15 protein-coding genes are annotated in these 15,568 nt (G+C 61.4%); 13 read left to right on the top strand and 2 right to left on the bottom strand.

Annotated elements, in window-relative coordinates; all coding sequences use genetic code 11:
- The first annotated feature begins 199 nt into the window (after positions 1-199).
- Positions 200-1,267 carry a tRNA 2-thiouridine(34) synthase MnmA gene (gene mnmA, locus K419_RS0105795; RefSeq protein WP_026840749.1) on the top strand — a complete coding sequence of 356 codons (1,068 nt, stop codon included), beginning with the start codon at positions 200-202 and terminating at the stop codon, positions 1,265-1,267.
- A gap of 110 nt (positions 1,268-1,377) precedes the next feature.
- Here mnmA and rdgC read toward each other — a convergent pair whose 3' ends face one another.
- The gene (gene rdgC / locus K419_RS0105790; RefSeq protein WP_026840748.1) at positions 1,378-2,568 is read right to left on the bottom strand and encodes a recombination-associated protein RdgC; all 1,191 of its coding nucleotides are present in this window, start codon (positions 2,566-2,568) and stop codon (positions 1,378-1,380) included.
- Between the two features lie 365 nt (positions 2,569-2,933).
- Here rdgC and K419_RS0105785 point away from each other — a divergent pair, with 365 nt between their 5' ends.
- The 4 genes from K419_RS0105785 to K419_RS0105770 all read left to right on the top strand — a co-directional run bounded on the left by K419_RS0105785 (position 2,934) and on the right by K419_RS0105770 (position 6,369).
- Complete coding sequence (locus K419_RS0105785; RefSeq protein ID WP_026840747.1) at positions 2,934-3,215, top strand: DUF503 domain-containing protein; 282 nt, start codon at positions 2,934-2,936, stop codon at positions 3,213-3,215.
- 80 nt (positions 3,216-3,295) lie between these two features.
- Positions 3,296-4,510, top strand: coding sequence for an efflux RND transporter periplasmic adaptor subunit (locus K419_RS0105780; protein WP_026840746.1), 1,215 nt, complete (start codon positions 3,296-3,298; stop codon positions 4,508-4,510).
- A 2-nt stretch (positions 4,511-4,512) separates the two neighbouring features.
- Complete coding sequence (locus K419_RS0105775) at positions 4,513-5,202, top strand: ABC transporter ATP-binding protein (protein WP_026840745.1); 690 nt, start codon at positions 4,513-4,515, stop codon at positions 5,200-5,202.
- The gene (locus K419_RS0105770) at positions 5,203-6,369 is read left to right on the top strand and encodes an ABC transporter permease (RefSeq protein WP_012531691.1); all 1,167 of its coding nucleotides are present in this window, start codon (positions 5,203-5,205) and stop codon (positions 6,367-6,369) included.
- Positions 6,370-6,456: 87 nt separating this feature from the next.
- Here K419_RS0105770 and K419_RS23470 read toward each other — a convergent pair whose 3' ends face one another.
- On the bottom strand, positions 6,457-6,678 hold the full coding sequence (locus K419_RS23470) for a hypothetical protein (protein ID WP_156912179.1): 222 nt from the start codon (positions 6,676-6,678) through the stop codon (positions 6,457-6,459).
- On the opposite strand from K419_RS23470, the gene K419_RS0105765 reads away from it, so the two are divergent.
- From K419_RS0105765 to K419_RS0105730, 8 genes are all read left to right on the top strand, one after another.
- Entirely contained in the window at positions 6,671-7,828 is a 1,158-nt protein-coding gene (locus K419_RS0105765; protein WP_026840744.1) for an ABC transporter permease, read from the top strand. The genes K419_RS23470 and K419_RS0105765 overlap by 8 nt on opposite strands.
- Before the next feature lie 226 nt (positions 7,829-8,054).
- The gene (locus tag K419_RS0105760; RefSeq protein ID WP_026840743.1) at positions 8,055-8,798 is read left to right on the top strand and encodes a hypothetical protein; all 744 of its coding nucleotides are present in this window, start codon (positions 8,055-8,057) and stop codon (positions 8,796-8,798) included.
- Positions 8,799-8,927: 129 nt separating this feature from the next.
- Positions 8,928-10,007 carry a prephenate dehydratase gene (pheA, locus tag K419_RS0105755; protein WP_026840742.1) on the top strand — a complete coding sequence of 360 codons (1,080 nt, stop codon included), beginning with the start codon at positions 8,928-8,930 and terminating at the stop codon, positions 10,005-10,007.
- 12 nt (positions 10,008-10,019) lie between these two features.
- Positions 10,020-10,880 (top strand): prephenate dehydrogenase, encoded by an 861-nt coding sequence (locus K419_RS0105750; RefSeq protein WP_026840741.1) that lies wholly within the window; start codon positions 10,020-10,022, stop codon positions 10,878-10,880.
- A 14-nt stretch (positions 10,881-10,894) separates the two neighbouring features.
- Positions 10,895-12,184, top strand: coding sequence for a 3-phosphoshikimate 1-carboxyvinyltransferase (aroA, locus tag K419_RS0105745; RefSeq protein WP_026840740.1), 1,290 nt, complete (start codon positions 10,895-10,897; stop codon positions 12,182-12,184).
- Positions 12,181-12,882, top strand: coding sequence for a (d)CMP kinase (cmk, locus tag K419_RS0105740; protein ID WP_026840739.1), 702 nt, complete (start codon positions 12,181-12,183; stop codon positions 12,880-12,882). Before aroA ends, cmk begins: the two co-directional genes overlap by 4 nt.
- Positions 12,883-12,884: 2 nt before the next feature.
- Complete coding sequence (locus tag K419_RS0105735) at positions 12,885-13,736, top strand: 4-hydroxy-3-methylbut-2-enyl diphosphate reductase (protein ID WP_026840738.1); 852 nt, start codon at positions 12,885-12,887, stop codon at positions 13,734-13,736.
- Between the two features lie 68 nt (positions 13,737-13,804).
- Positions 13,805-15,559, top strand: a complete 1,755-nt coding sequence (locus tag K419_RS0105730; protein ID WP_026840737.1) for a 30S ribosomal protein S1 — start codon at positions 13,805-13,807, stop codon at positions 15,557-15,559.
- Positions 15,560-15,568: the final 9 nt, after the last annotated feature.

Raw genomic sequence — 15,568 nt, 5'->3', positions numbered from 1 at the left:
TTCGAGCCACTCGACAGTTTAAAGCAAGTGCCGGAAAGATAACAACAGCAAATTGTTGTGTAGCCGGAACTTTCTGGCCCTTTTTTCATCTGTTCCTCTGACTGGCAAGGGGAGCGGCACTGTTTGATAAAAACAGTTGCCATGGGAGAGCGAATTGGTCAACTATGGATGCGCCTGTAGTAAAGCAAACGGAGATGTTATGTCAGGGAATTTTAAAGGCAAGAAAGTAGCCGTCGCCATGAGCGGCGGAGTTGATTCGTCCACGGTCGCCGCCCTCCTCAAAGAGCAGGGTGCGGAGGTGATCGGTATCAATATGAAGCTCTTTGCGCGCGACGGCGAGGACCCGCAGGCCAAGGGGGACGCGCAGATCGTCGCCGAGTACCTGGGGATCGAATTCCACCTGGTGCATCTGGAGGAGCAATTCTCGCGCCTCATCATGGACGACTTCCGCGCGCAGTACCTGGGGGGCGAGACCCCCAACCCGTGTGTCCGCTGCAACCGCTACGTCAAGTTCGGGCTTTTGTTGGACAAGGCGCTGGAACTGGGGGCGGAGTACCTGGCGACCGGCCATTACGTGAGGACCAGCAGGGACGATGGCGGTAGCTATCACCTGCTCAAAGCGGCTTTTCTCGCCAAGGACCAGTCCTACTTCCTCTACACGCTGACCCAAAGGCAGCTCTCCCATGTGGTCTTCCCGCTGGGTGGCATGCCGAGCAAGGACGAGGTGCGCAGGCTTGCGGAAAAGTTCGGGCTCCCGGTGGCGCAAAAGAGCGACAGCCAGGAGATCTGCTTCGTTCCCGGCGACGACTACGTAGCCTTCCTGGAAAAGGGGGGGCGAGTCGCGGGGAAAAGCGGCGACATCGTCCATATCGACGGGACCGTGCTGGGAAGGCACAGCGGCACCCACCGGTACACCATCGGCCAGAGGCGTGGGCTAGGCGTCGCCTGGAAGGAGCCTCTTTACGTGGTGTCGATCGATGCGCTGGAGGGGAGGGTGGTGGTCGGCGAAGTCGGACAGCTCTTTGCCTCGGGGCTCGTGGCCTGCGACCTGAATTGGGTGGTGCCGGTAGAGGGGGAGACCTTCGAGACGACCTGCAAGATCCGCTACCGGCAGCAACCGATAGAGTGCCGGGTCAAGCTTTTGGGCGAGGGGCTGGGCGAGGTTTTCTTTGCCGAGCCGCAGAAGTCGGTGACGCCGGGGCAGTCCGTGGTCTTCTACCGGGACGACGAACTCCTGGGCGGCGGCCGCATCGTAGGGAAGATCTAGACGAGAGAGTCACAGGAGCTCCTCCCCCCGGAGGGGGGAGGTTGGGAGGGGGTCAACCTGGAGGCAAGGGGGACAGGCACCTTGCGGAGCCAGTCCCCTCACACCCCCCTCTACGCGAGCGACCCGTTGCAGAAGCTGCAGACGTTGAGCCACTTCTGGATCGCCTTCTCCTGCTCGGCCCATTCGCTGCCGAGCCTGAGCTGCAGGAAGGTGGCGAACACCGAATCGAAAAGCTGGGTCCCCTTCTCCAATAGCATCATCCTCTCGAAGAAAACCGCCTCCCGCTCCATCGCCTCGTCCACGCTGCTGTCCTTTTCCAGCTTTACCGCCGGCGACTTGAAGGACGCCAGGTGGAAGAGCTCGCCCTTGAGCGTCAGCTTCCAGTGGTCGTCGCCGGTCTCAAGGTGCAGCGTCGCCTCGGTGATCTGCTTCTTGTTCAATAGCGCGCTTCTCACCTCGTTGAAGTGGTCCTGCGGCCCGGCGACCGTGATCTTCTGGGCGCCGTTCTCGCCGGAGCCGAGCAACACCACGCGGTCGTCCAGATAGGCCACGAACGGCTCCTTCGCCAGCAGGATACCTTCCTGGTTCACGCTGTACTCGGAGGCCTCGTTCATGGTCTGGTACATGAGCCAGAGCATGAAGTCCGTGCCCAGCCACTGGTTCTCCTTGATCAGCTCCAAATAGTTGTCGCCGCCTGCCTTGTTGGCCTTTTTGAGGAGCACCTGGTTCCCTTCGTCCAGAACGTTCTCGGCGCGGGCGTAGGGGTGGAACGCGGAGACGCGAAGCCCTTCGAAGGTCTTCTTGAACTGCTCCTCGAAGAGTTCGATGACCTTCGGGGAAAGCGAGGTGAAGGTGAGGATGCCGCTTCTGGTGTCCCACACAGCGTCGTAGGTGGCCGGGGTCGGGAGCGTCTGCGAAAGGAGCATCGCCTGCACCGCTTCCTTCAGGTCCTCCCGCTTCTGCTTGGGGACCTTGGTGAAGCCGGGGTTCTCCGCGAGGAACTCGTCCTGCGCCTTCTCCAGGTGTGCCTTCAGGATGGCCGAGGGGACCGAGCGCTTGTCGCGGCGCAGGGTGAACATGAGGTAGTGCTCGCGGCAGCAGGCCGCGGGGGTCTCGAAGTCGCTTGCTTTCGGGTCGTCCAGGTGGACCCAGCCGATCGACATTTCTTCGCTTCCCTGGTCGATCGGATTGAAGCGGTTCGCCGCCAGTTGTTTGGTGACCCAGGTGTAGAGGTCCTGGGTCGGGAGTTCTCCTTGGACCTTGAAATGGCAGACGCTTACTGTGTTGGCGAGGATGCCCATCTTCTTCTCCTTCGGATTGTGCGTTTATCTAGTCCGCTTTAGCGGGACAGCATGGATACACCTTTTGCCGGTTGCGGGCAAGCCAAAACTAAAAGGCCAAACCCTCTGCCACGAAGAAAATCTGAGAGAAACAAAACCTGGGCGAGGGGGGTAAGGCGATATCTAGTGCATGGCGCCCCGTTTTTGGCACTGCGCAGTTTAGCTTAAGTTGCGCCGGCAAGACAACAGTAACTAGATCGTTCGCGTCCCGTGCGCCAGTATACGGTCAGCCCCCCTGTCCGCGCGCCCGGTATGGTAGAATCCTGAAGTTCGAATAGAAGGGGCTGTCAGATCTTCGCGGCCTGTTGAAGATGAAGGGAGGATACATGCATGTGGCACTGTTGCAGATGAGGCTGTTACTGCCAAGCCGCACGCTCAAAGAGAAGCGCGCCATCGTAAAGAGTGTGCTCTCCCGGGCGCGCAACCGGTTCAACGTCGCCTGTACTGAGAGCGAACTGCACGATCAGCCCATGGATGCCGAGCTTTGCTTCGTGACCGTCGCCCCCAGTGTTGCCCGCGCGAAGCAGATACTGCAGGAGCTCGAATCCTGGCTGGTATCTGAGCGTCCTGAGCTGGAAGTAAGCGACGTGCAGGTGGAGGAGTTGTAGCCTCATTTGCACGCTATACAGTCCAGGCGAAATGTGTTAGCTTCCGCTCGTTATGATCTTGTAAACCGGGGTGAAACCGCATGGCACAGGACGACCTTAACAAGCTCACCATCGACAAAAAACGCTATTCCCCCGCAAGCGGCGGCAGCCCCTGGCGCTCCAGGATCATAGCGGCGTCGCTGGTGATTCTCCTCTGCTTGGCCCTTTTCGCCTGGGCCGCGCGGCGCAGCGTCCAGGTCGAGGTCGCCACCGTCTCCCTGGTTTACCCTTCCCAGACTTTTTCCCTCTTGAACGCAAGCGGCTACGTGGTGGCGCAGCGAAAGGCCGCCGTATCCTCCAAGGCGACCGGCCGCCTGGAATGGCTCGGGGTCCAGGAGGGGAGCGTGGTGCGGCAGGGGGAACTTCTGGCCCGCCTGGAAAACCGGGACGTCGCCGCGCAAAAGGGGGAGGCCGCGGCGAGCGTCTCCGCGGCCGAGAAGAACCTGGAGCAGGCCCGGGTGGAGCAAAAGGACGCGGCGCGCAACTTGGCGCGCATGAGGGAGCTCGTTTCCCAGGGGATCGTGGCGCAGGCCGATTACGACACGGCGGAGGCGCGTTACCAGCGCGCTGTTACGTCGAGCTCCGCTGCCCAGGCGAACCTGAAGGGGGCTTCGAGCGCGCTGCAGGGGGCCGAGGCGTCGCTCGACTACACGTTGATCCGCGCCCCCTTCGACGGGGTGGTGCTCACCAAGAATGCCGACGTGGGGGATATCGTTTCCCCGCTTGCTGCCGCCGCCAACGCCAAGGCCGCCGTCGTCACCCTGGCCGATATGGGTTCCCTCGAAGTCGAGGCGGACGTTTCCGAAGCGAACCTCGGCAAGGTGCGCGTGGGGCAGCCCTGCGAGATCCTTCTGGACGCCCTCCCCGAAGCGCGCTTTCGCGGGGCGCTGCAGACCATCGTCCCGACCGCCGACCGCAGCAAGGGTAGCGTCCTGGTTAAGGTCCGCTTCATCGACCAGGACAAACGGATCCTTCCCGAGATGAGCGCGAAGGTAGCTTTCCTGGAGCGGGAGCTGAAGCCGGGAGAGGGAAGGCCGCGGATTGCGATACCTCCCGCCGCGGTGGTCAAGCGCGACGGCAAGGAGTTCGTCTTCGTCGTCGCAGGCGACCGCGCGCGGCAGACCCCGGTCACGCTGGGAGGGAAACTCGGGGACATGGTCGAGGTGGTTTCCGGCATCAAGGCGGGGGACCGCATCGCCACCAAGCCCCTGGATAAGCTCAAGGACAATAGCCGCGTCAAGGCGGCGGAAAAATAGCCATGGCAGAATCCACCCCTCCCATCGTCCGCATCCGCAACCTTTCCAAGGGTTACCGCCGCGGCACCCAGGTCATCCCGGTCCTCACCGGCATCAACGTCGACATCGACCAGGGAGAATTCGTCGCCCTCATGGGTCCCTCCGGCTCGGGAAAAAGCACCCTCCTCAATCTCATCGCCGGCATCGACACCGCCGATGAAGGCTCCATAACCATCGGAGAGGTGGAGATCACCCATCTGAGCGAGGGGGAACTGGCCCGCTGGCGCGCCGGCAACGTCGGTTTCATCTTCCAGTTCTACAACCTGATACCGGTCCTGACCGCCTTCGAGAACGTGGAGCTTCCCCTTTTGCTCACCCCCCTGAAAAGGCGCGAACGGCGCGAGCATGTCGAGGCGGTCCTTTCCGTGGTGGGGCTTGCCGACCGGATGGAACACTACCCCTCTCAGCTCTCCGGCGGCCAGCAGCAAAGAGTCGCCATCGCGCGCGCCATCGTCACCGACCCCGAGATCCTGGTGGCCGACGAGCCGACCGGAGACCTCGACCGCGCCTCCGCCGAAGAGATCCTGCAGCTCATGGACCGCCTGGTCCACGAGTTCGGCAAGACCGTCATCATGGTCACCCACGACCCGCGTGCCGCCGAAAAGGCCCACCTCATCAGGCATCTCGAGAAGGGCGAGCTGAGCGTGAGCTAGATGGGGATCCCTTACTCCTACAGTTTCCGCAACCTTTGGACCCGGCGGCTCACCACCCTTCTCACCGCGAGCGGGATGGGGCTCGTCGTCTTCGTCTTCGCCGCCACCCTCATGCTCACCGAGGGGTTGCAAAAGACCCTGGTGCAGACCGGCTCTCCTGATAACGTCGTGCTGCTCAGAAAAGCTGCCGGTTCCGAGGTGCAAAGCGGCGTGGAGCGCTCCCAGGCGGCCCTTTTGGAGAGCCAGCCCGAGGTCGCCATCGGCGCCGACGGAGAGCCGCTCTTAGCCAAGGAAGTAGTGGTGCTGATCAACCTGAAAAAGCGGGTGGGGGACAAGCCCTCCAACGTCGTCATCAGGGGGGTGACCCCTACTTCGCTCAAGCTGCGTCCCGCCATCCGGCTCAAGGAGGGGCGCATGCCGCGGTCCGGTTCCGCCGAAGTAATCGCCGGCGAGAGCATAGCCCGGCGCTTCAAGGGGGGCGGCCTTGGTGAGACCATCCGGTTCGGGATGCGGGACTGGCGGGTTGTCGGCGTCTTCGACGCAGGTTCCACCGGATTCTCCTCCGAGATCTGGGGGGACGCCGACCAGTTGATGCAGGCCTTCCGGAGGCAGGCCTACTCCTCCATCATCTTCCGGTTGCGGGACTCGACCGCTTTCGATTCCTACAAGGCGCGCGTGGAGAGCGACCCGAGGCTCACTGTCGAGGCCAAGCGGGAGACCCAGTATTACCTGGACCAGTCCGAGGCCATGTCCAAGTTTCTCAACATACTCGGAATGGTGTTGACCGTGGTCTTTTCCATAGGCGCCGTCATCGGTGCAACCATCACCATGTACGCCGCCGTAGCCAATCGCGTCACCGAGATCGGGACCCTGCGCGCGTTAGGGTTCCAGAGGAAGAGCATCCTCTCCGCCTTCATCGTAGAGGCGCTCTTTTTGGGGCTTTGCGGCGGTGGGCTGGGGCTCTTTGCCGCGAGCTTCATGCAGCTCATCACCATTTCCACCATGAACTGGGCCTCCTTCTCCGAGCTGGCCTTTTCCTTCACGCTCAACTTTTCCATCGTGTGGAAGTCGTTGCTTTTTTCCGCAGTCATGGGGCTAGTGGGAGGCACCCTCCCGGCGTTCCGTGCCTCACGGATGAATATCGTGGAAGCTTTGAGGGCAACGTAAACCTCAAGGCGTAAACTAAAGGCGGAACACAGAGGTCTCGGAGGTCCACGGAGGTCACAGAGGTTTTTCAGGGGAAAGCAAAGGCACTCACCACAGAGGTACACAGAGGAACCACAGAGGAAAGGCAAGGCCTATTTTTTCACAAAAAAGTTTTTGGTTTTTCTCCGTGACCTCTGTGGCAAATGGTTTTGAGCTTTTGCTTTTCCCAAAAAAGGTTGGGTTTCCTCGCTTTTGTTTTTCCTCTGTGTCCTCTGTGGTGAGTGCTCTTGCTTCTGGTTTTTTTGGTTTTTGAGGGTTTTTGATGTTCATGCTGAAATACATCATACGGAACCTCTTCCGGCACAAGCTCCGCTCGGTGTTGACGGTGGTCGGCGTCGCCGTCGCTGTACTAGCCTTCGGGCTTTTGCGCACCCTGGTCGGGCTTTGGTACGCCGGCGCCGAGCACGCCTCGGACACGCGACTCGTCACCCGCAACGCCATCTCCCTCGTCTTCCCGCTCCCCATCTCCTACCTGGACCGCATCCGCGGCGTCTCCGGGGTGAGCTCGGTCTCCTACGGCAACTGGTTCGGGGGGATCTACATCGAGGAGAAGAACTTCTTCGCCAACTACGCCGTCGAGCCTCGCACCTACCTGGCCCTTTACCCCGAGCTCGTCCTCTCGGAGAAGCAGAAGAACGACTTCATCCTCGACCGCAAGGGGTGCATCGTCGGGGAGCGGCTGGCGAAGACCTACGGCTGGAAGGTGGGGGATCTCATCACCCTGAAAGGGACCATCTTTCCCGGCAACTGGGAGTTCGTGCTGCGCGGCATCTACCATGGCGCCGAGAAGGCGACCGAGGAGCGGCTGCTCCTTTTCCACTGGAGCTACCTGAACGAGAGCGTGCGCCAGAGCTTCCCCGGCAGGGCCGACCAGGTCGGGTTCTTCATGATCGGAGTGAAGCGCCCGGAGCTCGCCCCCGAGGTTTCCTTGGCCGTCGACTCCATGTTCAAGAACTCCCTGGCCGAGACCTTGACCGAGACCGAGAAGGCTTTCCACATGGGGTTCATCGCCATGACCGAGGCGATCATGGTGGCGATCCAGATCGTCTCCTACATGGTCATCGCCATCATCATGGTGGTGGCGGCCAACACCATGGCGATGACGGCGCGCGAGCGGATCGGTGAGTATGCGACCCTGAAGACGCTGGGGTTCAAGGCGGGGCATCTGGCCGGGCTCATCTTCGGCGAGTCCGTCGCCATCTCCGTTTTGGGGGGCGTCTTGGGAGTGGCGGCAACCTTCCCCGTCGCCCACTGGATCGAGGTGGAGCTCACCCAGTACTTCCCGTTTTTCAGCGTCTCCATGGAGACCCTGCTGCTGGAGCTTTTGGCCGCCCTTTCCGTAGGAGTCGTCTCGGGGATCTTCCCCACCTGGCGCGGCGCCACCATCCGCATCGCGCAAGGGTTGAAGCGCATAGGCTAAAACCGAAAATAACCAAAACCCTTCACAAGGAGAACATCTGAGGATATCTGAGTAAAAGCAAAAACTCGAGAAAAGCAAAGCGTAGTTTTGGGTTCTCTCCAGCTTCTGTCTATGCTCAGATTTTCTCAGAAGTTCTCCTTGCCAAAGGTTTGTTTTTTTAAGTCTTATCTTTTCTTTGCGTCTTCGCGTCTTTGCGTGAGGCGTTTATGACTTTAGGAGGTTTTTCTTGAGATTCATCCGCATGCCCCACGACCGCATCGTCTACCTGCTGCTCCTCGTCTCCGTCGCCCTCTACCTGATGGATTACTTCCTCTTCGGCCGAATGGGCGAGATCGGCTTCGGCTTCATGTCCAACGTCGCCTTCCTCCCGGTCTACGTCCTCTTCGTCACCCTCATGATCGAGCGGGTCTTGAGGGAGCGCGAGCGCGAGGCGATGATCAAAAAGCTCAACATGGTGATCGGCATCTTTTTCAGCGAGGTCGGCACGCAGCTTCTGCGGGACTTCCTCGATTTCTTCCCGGACGGACAGGGCCTTAGGGGAAAGCTCAACGTCACCGTGCGCTGGCGCGAGGAGGACTACCGCGCCGCACGCGACTTCATCAAAAGCCATGAGATCCGTCTCGACGCGCGCCTTGGGGACCTCCCCCGCCTGAAAGAGTTCCTCTCGGAGAAGAAGGGGGTGATGCTCTCGCTCATGGAAAACCCGAACCTCCTGGAGCATGAGTCCTTCACCGACCTGCTCTGGGCCGTCTTCCACCTGATCGAGGAACTGCAGGCGCGCCACTCCTTAGCCTCCCTCCCCGCGAGCGACCTGGAACACCTGGCGGGGGACATGAAAAGGGCCCACAACCACCTCCTCATCGAGTGGCTCTCGTACATGGCCCACCTGCAAAAGGATTACCCCTATCTCTTTTCGCTGGCCGTCCGGATGAACCCGATGAACCCGCAGGCGCATGCCGAGGTGGCCTGAGCCGGGGCGAAAAAGTCAGAAAAAAGTTGCATATTTGCATCCGGTGTCTTATAAATATCAGCCTCTCTGAATGATCGTATCAGACTCTCTGAACGCCACTATCCCCCTCCTGAAAGGTGACCGAACGCTTTGAAAGAAAAGCAGACTCTGGAAAAACTCCGTCAGGAAATAGATACCGTTGACGACCGCATCCTCGATCTTTTGAACCAGCGGGCCAAGCTGGTGATGGAGGTCGGCGCGGTCAAGGCCAAAAGCCACAGCGATTTCCACGTCCCCAGCCGGGAGAGGGAGATCTACGAACGCCTCACCGCGCAGAACCCGGGCCCCTTCCCGTCGGACGCTGTGCGCGGCGTATTCCGCGAGATCATCTCGGCTTCGCTCGCGCTGGAAAAACCCCTGAACGTCGCCTTCCTCGGACCGAGCGCCACCTTCAGCCACCTGGCCGCCATGCAGCACTTCGGCCTTTCGGCCTCGCTTTCCCCGGAGCGCTCCATCCCCGCCGTCTTCGAGGCGGTGGAGAAGGGTGAGGCATACTACGGCGTGGTGCCGGTGGAAAACACCACCGAGGGGATGATCTCCCACACGCTGGACATGTTCATGGAGAGCGAGCTGAAGATCAACGCCGAGGTGCTCCTCGAGGTTTCCCACTTCCTCCTTTCCCGCACCGGGCGCTTCGAGGACATCAAAAAGGTCTACTCGCACCCGCAGCCCTTGGCCCAGTGCCGCAAGTGGCTCGCCGAGAACCTCCCCAACGTGCCGCTGGTCGACGTCGCCTCCACCACGCTCGCGGCGCAGATCGTGTCCGAAGACTACACCGCCGCAGCCATCGCCAGCGAATACGCCTCCTCCATCTACAACCTTAAGGTGGTCAAGGCCCGCATCGAGGACCAGGTCAACAACTTCACCCGCTTTTTGGTCATCGGCCGCAAGATGGCCGACAAAAGCGGAGACGACAAGACCTCGCTCATGTTCTCGGTCCGCGACGAGCCCGGCATCCTGCACCGGATGCTGGAGCCTTTCGCCCAGCGCGGCATCAACCTCTCCAAGATCGAATCCCGCCCCCTGAAGCGCAAGGCCTGGGAATACATCTTCTACCTCGACCTGTCCGGCCACATCTCCGACCCGGAAGTCGCCGATGCGGTCAAGGAACTTTCCGTCTGCTGTCAATTCGTCAAGGTGCTGGGCTCCTACCCCCGGGCGCGTTCATGAGGGATAGCTAGCATGGTGGTATTCAATCGGATGGCCGTGATCGGCGTCGGACTGATCGGGGGCTCGCTTGCCCGCATACTGCGCGAGAAGGGTGCGGTAAAGGAAGTGGTCGGGATCGGCCGCGGCGAGGAGAACCTGAAGCGCGGCGTCGAACTGGGGGTCCTGGACCGCTACACCACCGATGCCAGGGAAGGCGTTGCCGGAGCCGATCTGGTCTTCGTGGCGACGCCGGTCTGTTCCATCCCCAAGGTGGTGGCCGAGATAGCGCCGTTTCTGGCGCCGGGCTGCATCGTGACCGACGGCGGGAGCGTGAAGGAATTCGTGGTCGAGGCGTGCGAACCGCTCATGCCAGAAGGGACCTTCTTCGTCGGGGGACACCCGATTGCCGGAACCGAGCACTCCGGGGTCGAGGCATCCTTCTCGACGCTGTACCAGGGGAAGCGCTGCATCGTAACGCCTACCGCCAAGACCGATGCCGTGGCGCTTAAGAAGGTGGTGGAACTCTGGAAGATAGCCGGCTCCTCGGTACCGCTCATGGATCCGGTCCAGCACGACCGCGTCGTCGCCGCGATCTCGCACCTGCCGCACATGGTTGCCTATTCGCTGGTCAACGCCGTCGACGGTTACGACCGTTTTGGCGGGGATCTTTTATCCTTCTCCGCCGGCGGTTTCCGGGACTTCACCCGCATTGCCTCGTCCGACCCCGTCATGTGGCGCGACATCGCGCTCACCAACCGCGACGCCATCCTGGAGATGATGGATTTTTTCTCAGGGTATCTGGAAACGCTGCGCGGTCTGGTCGCGGAAGGTGACGGCGAAGGGCTCCGCAGCTTCTTCCTGAACTCGAAAGAAAAGCGCGACGCCATTTTGTAGAACCAGGGGTACTCATGCAAAACTATACCGTTCGACCCGCCAAGTCGGTGCGCGGCGAAATCAGCGTCCCAGGCGACAAGTCCATATCGCACCGCTCCATCATGTTCGGCTCCATCGCCTCCGGCGTAACCACGGTGACCGGTTTCCTCCGTGGCGAGGACGCCCTGGCCACCCTCGAAGCCTTCCGTGCCATGGGGGTGCAGATCGATGACGACGGCGAGACGGTCACCATCCAGGGACGGGGGCTGCACGGCCTGAGCGAGCCTACCGACGTGCTCGACTGCGGCAACTCCGGGACCTCGATGCGCCTTTTGACCGGCCTGCTCGCCGGGCAGAACTTCTTCTCTGTCCTCTCCGGGGACAAGTACCTGCGCGCCCGTCCCATGAAGCGCGTGGTCGGGCCTTTGGCCCAGATGGGCGCTCGCATCTCGGGGCGCGCCGGCGGCGAAAAGGCCCCCCTGGCCATCCAGGGCTCGAAACTGATAGGGATCGAATACGACTCCCCCGTTTCCAGCGCACAGGTCAAGTCGGCCATCATGCTGGCAGGGCTTTACGCAGGCGGCGAAACGGTGGTGCGCGAGCCGCATCTCTCCCGCGACCACTCGGAGCGGATGCTGCGCGCTTTCGGCGCCCACGTCGAAACCTTCCCGGGCGGCGTCAAGGTGCGCGGCGGGGCGGAACTTACCGGACGCGACATCGTGGTGCCGGGCGACATCTCCTCGGCCGCCTTCTTCCTGGTCGCAGCCCTCATCGTCCCGGGTTCCGATCTCCTCATCCGCGGCGTCGGCGTCAACCCGACCCGTACCGGCATCATCGACGTGCTGAAGGGTATGGGGGGCGACCTGGAACTTACCAACCTGCGCGACGAATCGGGGGAGCCGGTCGCCGACATTCGGGTGCGCCATTCGAAACTGACCGCCATGGAGATCTCCGGAGACGTAGTGCCCCGCGCCATCGATGAGTTTCCCGCCATCTGCGTCGCCGCTTCGCTGGCGCAAGGGACCACCGTCGTGCGCGACGCCGCGGAGCTCCGTGTCAAGGAGACCGACCGCATCTCCGCCATGGCCGATAACCTTAGGCGCGCAGGGGTCAGCATCGTCGAGACCCCGGACGGCATGGAGATCACCGGCGTCGCCTCTTTGAAAGGATGCGCCGCCGACAGTTTCGGCGACCACCGGATCGCCATGTCCATGATGGTCGCCGGGCTCGTCGCCCAGAATGAGACCAGCGTTTCGGACGTCGAGTGCATCGCCACCTCGTTCCCCGGCTTCGTCAACCTCATTGAGGGGGTGGTGCAGCGGTGAGCGCGGTAAGGGAAAACGGAGTAATCGTAGCCATAGACGGCCCCTCCGGGGCCGGCAAAAGCAGCCTCACCAAGCTCCTCGCCAAACGTCTGGGGTACATCCACATCGACACCGGCGCCATGTTCCGCGCCGTGGCCCTTTCGGCCCAGCGCGCCGGCATCAAGAGCGACGACGACGCGGGACTGGCCGAACTTTGCCGCGGCCTTGAGATCGCTTTTGCCCGCGACGGCGAAACCTGCCGGGTACTCGCCAACGGCGAGGACGTATCCGCCGAGATCAGGACCGAGGAGATCGGGCTTTTGACCTCGACCATCTCGGCCAGGAAGCCGGTGCGTCAGGCGCTCTTGGAAATGCAGCGCAAGATGGGGGCCAAGGGGGGCGTGATCCTGGAAGGTCGCGACATCGGCACCGTGGTTTTTCCCGATGCCGAGGTGAAGTTCTTTCTCTCTGCCAGTGCCGAGGAGCGCGGCCGTCGCCGTTACCTGGAACTTGCCGCCCGCGGCGAGAGCGCGACCCTCGAAGAGACCATCGCCAAGGTGATCCAGCGCGACCGGCAGGACGAGGGGCGCGAGCACGCGCCGCTTAAGCAGGCAGAAGACGCAGTCCCCATCGATTCCACCAGCCTCACCATCGAGCAGGTCCTGGAACTGATGGAACGTACCGTGAAAGAGCGCCTGGCCCAAGGCGAAAAGGGGTAATTATGCAAGTGTTACTGGCCAAGCACGCCGGGTTTTGCTTCGGCGTCAAAAGGGCTACACAACTGGCATTCGAAGCAGCCAACATCGGGAGCGAAACCTACACGCTCGGGCCTATCATCCACTCGCCGCAGGTAGTGCAAAGGCTTGAGGAGATGGGCGTGATATCGGTCGAGAACGTGAGCGAGGTGGAGACCGGGGGCACCATCATCATCCGTTCGCACGGCGTCGCCGCCGAGCAACTGGAAGCCGCGGTCCGTGCCAATCTCGAGGTGGTCGACGCCACCTGCCCGTTCGTCAAGAAGGCGCAAGAGCATGTGGCGACCCTATCCAAAGAAGGGTACGACATCGTGGTGGTGGGGGACGCGGTGCACCCCGAGGTGCAGGGAATCGTCTCCTACGCCGCCGGGAGGGTGTACGTGGTCAGCTCCCATGAAGACGTGGAGCGCCTTCCGCGCATGTCGAAGATCGGCGTAGTGGCCCAGACCACCCAGTCGTTCGAGCATCTGCACGAAGTCGTCGCCGCCTGCCTTGCCAGGGGAGGGGAGACCCGGGTCTACAACACCATCTGCGACGCCACGGCGGTCAGGCAGGAGGAGGCCAAGAAATTGGCCGGCGCGGTGGACTGCATGGTGGTGATCGGCGGCTTCAATTCCGCCAACACCATGAGGCTCGCCCAGATCTGCCGGGAGCTTTTGCCCCGCACCCACCACGTCGAGACCGCCTGCCAGATCGACGAGCAGTGGTTCAAGGGGGTGAAGAAGGTCGGAGTCACGGCCGGCGCCTCCACGCCGAAGTGGATTATCGATGAAGTGATCGATCGTATTTCGGCGATAGATAAAGATAAAATAAGTTGATTTTTCTCGACGATGTGCTAAATTAGCCCGATTTTATATGGAGATTACACGAGGGGGTACACGTTTCAATGGGTGACGAAAAAAGGACGTTCAAGAAAAAAGATATGCCTATCAGGCGGTTACACGATAATGACGAGGAGCTGGATCAGGCCGAAATGGGTGGCGAGTTTGCCGACCTTTTCCAGGACAGTCTGAGGCAGCCGCAAAGCGGCGAGGTAGTCAAGGCCGTCGTGGTCCAGATCGAGCAGGACGTGGTGCTCGTGGACGTCGGTTACAAGTCCGAAGGCGCTATCCGCATCGGCGAGTTCATCGACGAGAACGGCGAACTCAACGTCAAGGTCGGTGACGAAGTAAACGTTTACTTCGAGCGCGGCGAAAACATCCGCGGCCACATGGTCCTCTCGAAGAAGAAAGCCGATTCCCAGGTTGCCTGGGAGACCATCGCCGCAGCTGGCGAGGGTGGCGTTATCGAAGGCAAGATCACCGGCAAGGTGAAGGGCGGCATGACCGTCGACGTCGGCGTCGAGGCATTCCTTCCGGCGTCCCAGGTTGACCTCCGTCCCGGTGGCAACATGGACCGCTTCGTCGGCCAGACCTACCAGTTCAGGATCCTGAAACTGAACAGGAAGCGCGGCAACCTGGTTCTTTCCCGTCGCGTGCTGCTCGAAGAAGAGCGCGAGAAGGCAAGGACCGAGACCCTGGCGACCCTGAAGGAAGGCGACATCGTCAACGGCGTGGTCAAGAACATCGCCGAGTACGGCGCGTTCGTCGACCTGGGCGGCGTGGACGGCCTGCTGCACGTAACCGACATGTCCTGGGGCCGCCTCGGCCACCCCTCCGAGATGGTCAAAGTGGGCGACACCCTGAACGTGATGGTTCTTAAGTACGACCGCGAGAAAGGGAAGATCTCCCTCGGCCTCAAGCAGACCGTGCCCGATCCCTGGCTCAACGTCGGCGACCGCTACAAGGAAGGCGAGAGGGTGAGCGGCAAAGTCGTGAGCCTGACCGACTACGGCGCATTCATCTCCCTGGAAGACGGCATCGAAGGCCTGGTGCACGTTTCCGAGATGTCCTGGACCAGGAGGGTGCGTCACCCGTCCGAGATCCTCAAGGTCGGAGAGGAAGTCGAAGCAGTCATCCTGGGCGTCGATCCGGGCAACCGCAGGATCTCCCTGGGGCTCAAGCAGACCGAGATCAACCCCTGGACCGTGATCGGGGAGCGCTACCCGGTAGGCACCAAGATCGAAGGTCAGATCAAGAACATCACCGACTTCGGCGTCTTCATCGGCATCGAAGACGGCATCGACGGCCTGGTGCATGTCTCCGACATCTCCTGGACCCGCCGCGTGAAGCACCCGGGCGAGATGTTCACCAAAGGGCAGACCGTGCAGGCAGTTGTTCTCAACATCGACGTCGAGAACGAGCGTCTCTCCCTGGGCATCAAGCAGCTGGCAGCCGATCCGTGGGAAGAGATCCCCAGGAAGTACCGTCCGGGCTCCAAGGTCAAAGGGCGCGTCACCTCCGTGACCGACTTCGGTATCTTCGTCGAGATCGAAGAAGGGATCGAGGGGCTGATCCACGTCTCCGAGATCTCCTACGAGAAGGTCGCCTCCCCGAAGGACTTCGCCAACGTGGGCGATGAGCTTGAGGCTGTAGTGCTGAACGTGGACATGGTCGAGAAGAAGATCGCCCTTTCCATCAAGGCGCTGCAGACCGCCATGGAGAAGGCAGAGATCGCCTCCTACATGGGGAGCCAGGGTGAGGCCACCTCCAGCTTCGGCGATCTGCTGAAAGAGAAGCTGAAGAAGAGCACCGAGGAATAGAACCAGTCA

The sequence above is a fragment of the Citrifermentans bremense R1 genome, assembly GCF_000426865.1.
GTDB classification, from domain to species: Bacteria; Desulfobacterota; Desulfuromonadia; order Geobacterales; family Geobacteraceae; genus Geomonas; species Geomonas bremensis.
The sequence above is the reverse complement of the archived record's forward strand: the minus strand, read 5'-3'. Positions and strand labels throughout refer to the sequence as shown.